We start from the raw sequence: 6,136 nt of genomic DNA, 5'->3' as shown, positions 1-6,136 counted from the left end.
TCTTCTGTTCTTAGCTTTTATACAAGTTTTATGTCTTTAACCATTGAAATAATCATACATATCAAAAATATCATACTCATGTTAAAAATATCCCCTTAAGTAGTTTTACTACGTTAAAACCCCTATGTTATCAGCTATTATATTAAAATTAAGATATAATATATCAAAAAAGGATACTGTTATATCAAAAACCTTTCATATACATTAAAAAATCATTATGCAATAATAATCAATGTTACAGAAACATTCTAGCAAAATACTTGTATATGGGAGGATACTAATGAAATCAGCTATGCAGTTAGACCAAAAAAGTATAAGAAAGGGGAAACCAGTAAAAAGAAGGGTAGATAAAAATAGGATAATAAAAAATATAGTAAAGTATAAGCAGCTTTATCTTATGATGTTACCTGGAATACTAATTCTATTTATATTCAAATATGTTCCAATGTTTGGTATTGTGGTTGCATTCAAAAATTATTTGCCAGCAAAAGGATTTCTTGCAAGTGAATGGGTGGGATTGGAGCATTTCAAACATCTGTTTTTGAATTCGCCTGAATTTATTAACGTATTCAAAAATACATTGATCATCAGCTTTTATAAGCTTGTTATTGGATTCCCAATACCTATCATGTTAGCAATACTGATAAATGAATTAAGGTACATAGGTCACAAAAGGACAATACAGACATTAATTTATCTACCACATTTTTTATCCTGGGTTATATTTGGAGGAATTGTATATAATGTATTAGCCTTATCTGGACCAGTAAACACCCTTTTGCAGTCATTTGGGTTTGAACCTATAATGTTTATGACCAAGACTAATATGTTCAGGGGTATCATAGTAGGTTCATCAATATTCAAAGATAGTGGTTGGGGTACAGTTGTCTATTTAGCAGCAATAGTAGGGGTAAACCCCACATTGTACGAAGCAGCGGTTGTTGATGGAGCCAATAGATTTCAACGTATATGGCATGTGACACTACCTGCTATAAAAGGAACTATCATTGTTCTATTAATTCTCAGAATAGGAAGAATACTGGACGTAGGATTCCAGCAGATTCTAGTATTATACAATCCTATTGTATATAATGTTGCAGATGTTTTTGGTACTTTTGTCTACAGGGTAGGAATCAATCAAGGTAATTACAGTTTTGCTACAGCGGCTGGACTATTCAAAGGAGTTGTAGGATTCATACTAGTAAGATTAGCAAACAAATTAAGCAAAAAAATGGGAGAAGCAGGTGTCTGGTAGAAGGAGGTTGAAAAATGAAAATTAAACGAAGTAAAGGTGAAAAAATATTTGATGTATTTAACTTTGTATTTATGACTATAATCGGTTTGTTGATGTTCTATACTTTTTGGAACCAGATATGTATTTCATTAAGTAAACCTGAACTAGCAATTAAAGGTGGTTTGTTTCTTCTACCAAAAGGATTTTCTGTGTCAGCATACAGAGCTGTCTTGAAATTTAAAGAAATATGGATTGGCTATAGAAACACGCTGTTCATTACAGTAGTTGGGACAGCATTAGCTGTTTTTACTACTTCATTACTTGCTTATCCGTTATCAAGAAAATATCTTCCAGGCAGGAAATTCTTTAACATATTTATTGTTATCACTATGTTGTTTAGCGGAGGAATCATTCCAACATATTTGGTAGTTAGAGGTATGGGACTTTTGGACAGCTTGTGGTCATTAATTCTCCCAACTATGATTATTGGATTTAATGTTATTATTGTGAGAAACTTTTTCTCCAACATACCAGACTCCTTAGAGGAATCTGCTAAAATTGATGGTGCCAGCGATTTTACTATTTTCTTGAAGATTATACTGCCTTTATCTAAACCAGTATTAGCAACTATTACATTATGGGTGGCAGTTCGTATTTGGAATGAATATTTTCATGGATTAATTTATTTAAGTGATAGAAATAAATATACTTTGCAATTAGTACTAAGAGACATTGTTACAACATCTGACCCTCAAGATATAATGGATGCAGATGATTTAGTTGCTATTCCAGAAACGTTGAAAGCAGCATCTATTATGGTTGTGACTATACCAATATTAATTGTTTATCCTTTTGTTCAAAAGTATTTTGTAAAGGGTGTCATGGTTGGTTCTGTCAAAGGCTGATATTGGAAATGTATTTCATGAATAAAAAATATGATTTTATAAAAATATAATAAATATTGGAGGTTGTCATGAGAAGACTAATTATGTATTTATCAACAATAATGATTATGGCGTTATTATTAGCAGGGTGTCAAAAAGAAAAGCAAAACGATGAAGATAAACAAACAAATGTTGAACAGACTAAAGGGAAAAATGATACAGGTTCAAATGATACTTTGCCAGAACAGAAAAATCCATTTTTTATACTATCTAATCAAGTAAAACCAGGATGGCCAAAAGATCTAAAAGAAGATATTATCAAGCAGAAGATTCAAGAGTCATCAGGATATGAATATAGACTGGAAATGTATAAAGGTGATGATTACATAACCAAACTTCAACTTTATCTAGCTTCAGGAAAATATCCGGATATATGGTATGCAGAGACACCACAACAGGTAGCAGAATGGAAAGAAGCCGGTGTAATACAACCAGTTGGTGATTTACTACAAAAATATGGGAAAGACTTATTACCATTCATAAATGAAAAAGCTATAGAAGGATTCAGTATAGATGGTGAATTATATGTAGTACCATGGGGATCAGGTGAAGGTAGTATCAATCAGCCAATAACACAAGGACTAGTAATAAGAAAAGACTGGTTAGATAATCTAGGATATGAAATACCAGAAACATTAGACGATTACTATAAGATACTAAAGGCTTTTACTTATGATGATCCAGATGGTAACGGTGAAGATGATACATATGGATTATCTGGAGTTGTTAACAAGGGTAGTGCATTTAAGATGGTATTTAATGCATATGGAATTGATCCAGAACATTGGTATGAAAGAGATGGAAAATTAGTTCTAGGATTGGTTACACCTGAATATAAACAAGCTGTCGCTACTATTAGAAAGTGGTACGAAGAAGGATTAATCGATAAAGAATTTGTTGTATACAATAAGTTATCTGAGGTAGAGAAGAAACTTATACAAGAAAAGGTAGGAAGCTTTAAAGGTCATGTATGGTATACAGATAGTATATGGAAAGTAGAAAGTGCACTTCATAAGAGTAATGAAAAAGCAGATTTTGTTATGGTACCTGCACTAGAAGGACCAAATGGTGCAAGAGGATATAGTGCTCCACTTATTGCTAAGGGAGGAGCTGTAATTAGTGCAGAGGCTGAGAATCCAGAATTGATTATGGATTTTCTTAACTGGTTTGGTAAAGACGAAAATTATCTAATACCACATTTCGGTATTGAAGGAGAGCATTGGAAATGGACAGATGAGACTAAGTCAAAAGTTGAATTCATTGACGATTGGGGTGTATCAGATGTTAAGTTCAAAGCAGGTATAGGAAACCCAAATAGAATTCATAGAATAGAAGATAGAAGACATAGTAGTAATGATATAATAGAAGCTATTGAAAATGTTAATAAATATCTCTTAACAAATGAATTTGAAGGAGCAACACCATCAATGGCTAAGATGTCCAGTTTATTTGAGACAGTAGTTAACCCAGTATTCGCGAAAGTTGTTATAGGAGAAGAATCATTAGAAGCAATTGATGCTATGCAGGAGAGATGGTTATCAGAAGGTGGACAGGATATCATTGATGAAGTTAATGCAGTGTGGAAAAAATAAAATGAGTTAAATTCTTAAAGTCATTCTTTCTATAATTAAGTACTAATAATATAGATTTATTGATATGATTAATAATTAATGATATCATAAAATCTATATTATATGATATGGGGGTGGACATGGTTAAGGATAAAATAGTTGAATTAGTTTATTCAAAAGAATTATTTTTTAAGATATTAAGCAGATTCATGTTGTTGATAATTCTTCCAACATTAACCATGGGTATATTCTTTTTTAAGAATATGACTATAAGATTAGAACAGGAACAAAGAGAGCTTAATAGAAAAGCGTTGGATCTAGTACAAAAGAATATTGACGAAGTATTGGATAATGCAGAGTATAAAATGATTACATTAGCGTTAAACAACAGTGTATTGGAATTCTTTAGAGAAGACATATATGATACAAAGAAATTATTAATAGTAAAGGATATTAGAAACTTATTAGATACAGGGGTATATCATTCCTATATAATGGATTCTATTTATATATATAATGTAAGAAATAATAAAATAATTACTAATCAAGCATATGAAAGCTTAGAGGATTTCAATGATAAAAATTTCCTTATTGGATTAAGAAAAGACGGTACTAATACAATTAGAACTATTAATGGTAGCAATGTAGTTACATGGTATATGAAAATACCTTTTAATTCTTTTACACCAGAAGGTTATATCGTTTATAATTGCAGCGTAGAAAAACTTACAAATGTATTAAGAAATAGACTATACATTGACAAGATTAATCTAGCATTAATTGATATTCATACGGGTAAAGTTATAGCTTCAACAGATGATTACTTTACAGAAGAAGTTATTGATGCTGAAGCTTTGGAAGAGGGTAAAACTAGTAAGTTCAAAGATAATATATTATTCAATAAAAGATCTAGTAAAGATGGTTATGCATATGTAGCTATAATGCCTAAAAATTATTTGGATAACTTATCAAGGCCAATATTATATACAGTATTATCTATTACTATCATACTTCTATTAGTAGGGGTATTAATCTCAATATACTTATCAAGACAGTTGTATAATCCAATAGAAACCCTTGTATATTCAATAAGAAAAGATATATCTAAGATAAATAATGTACCATCAAATAATATTAGAAGTGAAGTAGAATACATTAATTATGCTATGAAACAATATAAGACAACCAACAATAAAACTAAGCATATGTTAAGAAAAAATAAGGATATGATTAAAAATAGTGTTTTCAACAGGTTATTTAATAAAGAGTATATACATTACAGTGATATTCAATCTAATCTTGAAATACTTAATATAAACTTTAGTAAAAAGAATTATTGCTTGTTTGCTGTCTATCTTGAAAATGGTATAGCAAATAGTGAGATTGATATAGTAGACAGATTTGCAGTTATCAATATAGCTGAAGAGATTCTTAATAAAAATAATATAACAGCTGTAGGAGTGGATTCTGACCAAAAGAAAGTAATCATTGTGCTTAATTTTGATTCTGTTAGTGATGATTATACTATATTAAAAGAAATGGCTGTTGAGTTAAAGAGAGTCATATATGAATTTTCAGGTATATCAATCTCTATAGGTATAGGAGATATAGTAAACGAGTTGTTGGATATATGCTTATCTTACACTTCATCCTTAAGAGCATTAAATTATAATGTAATAACTGAAAAACATTCAATTGTTACTCATGAGGAGCTTAATCTGAATAGAGGGAATTATTATCCATTAAGGGATATTGAAAAGATATCAAATAATATTATGATAGGTAAAAAAGATGTAGTAGAAACTATGTTGAGAGATGTATTTGAAGATATCAGACAGAATGTAATGTCTCTACAGAATGTTAAATTCTGTACAATTCAAATGGTTGCTATTGTTTATAAGGATATGATAGATAAAGGACTTGATTTTAACAGTTTTATAGAACGTGAAATTGATATATTCAATGAAATGGATAACATGAAAACTGTTAATCAGATTGAAGAGTGGCTCATAGGATTAGTCGTTGAAGTGACTGATTATTATCAGCGTCTAAGCGGTAAAAGTAATGATGTAATCATTGACAAGGTATTGAGGTATGTACAAGATAATTATACTAAACCTATATATCTTTCTAATCTAGCAGATGAGCTGAATATAACACAACAGCATCTAAGTAGAAAATTCAAGAAGCATAGAGGTATTACTCTAGTAGCTTATATTAATAGATTACGCATACAAAAATCAGCAGAACTATTGAAGACAACCGATAAAAACATTGGTACCATAGCTATTGAAGTAGGATTTAATGATACAAAATATTTCATTAAGAAATTCAAAGAAGCTTATGGTATAACACCAAATATGTATAGAAACAGTTAAATATAGTAA

At 30.1% G+C, this 6,136-nt stretch carries 4 protein-coding genes; all 4 read left to right on the top strand.

What is annotated here, in order from left to right:
* Nucleotides 1-280: 280 nt before the first annotated feature.
* Nucleotides 281-1,255 carry an ABC transporter permease gene (locus tag AACQ14_RS04280; protein WP_339362337.1) on the top strand — a complete coding sequence of 325 codons (975 nt, stop codon included), beginning with the start codon at nucleotides 281-283 and terminating at the stop codon, nucleotides 1,253-1,255.
* A 14-nt stretch (nucleotides 1,256-1,269) separates the two neighbouring features.
* Nucleotides 1,270-2,139: a carbohydrate ABC transporter permease gene (locus AACQ14_RS04275; protein ID WP_339362336.1), complete on the top strand. Its 870-nt coding sequence runs from the start codon at nucleotides 1,270-1,272 to the stop codon at nucleotides 2,137-2,139.
* Nucleotides 2,140-2,207: 68 nt separating this feature from the next.
* Entirely contained in the window at nucleotides 2,208-3,770 is a 1,563-nt protein-coding gene (locus AACQ14_RS04270; RefSeq protein ID WP_339362335.1) for an extracellular solute-binding protein, read from the top strand.
* Between the two features lie 119 nt (nucleotides 3,771-3,889).
* The gene (locus AACQ14_RS04265) at nucleotides 3,890-6,127 is read left to right on the top strand and encodes a helix-turn-helix transcriptional regulator (RefSeq protein WP_339362334.1); all 2,238 of its coding nucleotides are present in this window, start codon (nucleotides 3,890-3,892) and stop codon (nucleotides 6,125-6,127) included.
* Nucleotides 6,128-6,136 lie beyond the last annotated feature (9 nt).

Origin of the sequence: Vallitalea maricola (genome assembly GCF_036985595.1) — a bacterium.
Lineage (GTDB): Bacteria > Bacillota > Clostridia > Lachnospirales > Vallitaleaceae > Vallitalea > Vallitalea maricola.
This window is presented reverse-complemented; position numbering and strand designations above follow the sequence as displayed.

Bases quoted from the DNA above. Each gene is read 5' to 3' on its own strand.
- AACQ14_RS04265 (WP_339362334.1), top strand. From the start codon at position 3,890: ATGGTTAAGGATAAAATAGTTGAATTAGTTTATTCAAAAGAATTATTT.
- AACQ14_RS04280 (WP_339362337.1), top strand. From the start codon at position 281: ATGAAATCAGCTATGCAGTTAGACCAAAAAAGTATAAGAAAGGGGAAA.
- AACQ14_RS04270 (WP_339362335.1), top strand. From the start codon at position 2,208: ATGAGAAGACTAATTATGTATTTATCAACAATAATGATTATGGCGTTA.
- AACQ14_RS04275 (WP_339362336.1), top strand. From the start codon at position 1,270: ATGAAAATTAAACGAAGTAAAGGTGAAAAAATATTTGATGTATTTAAC.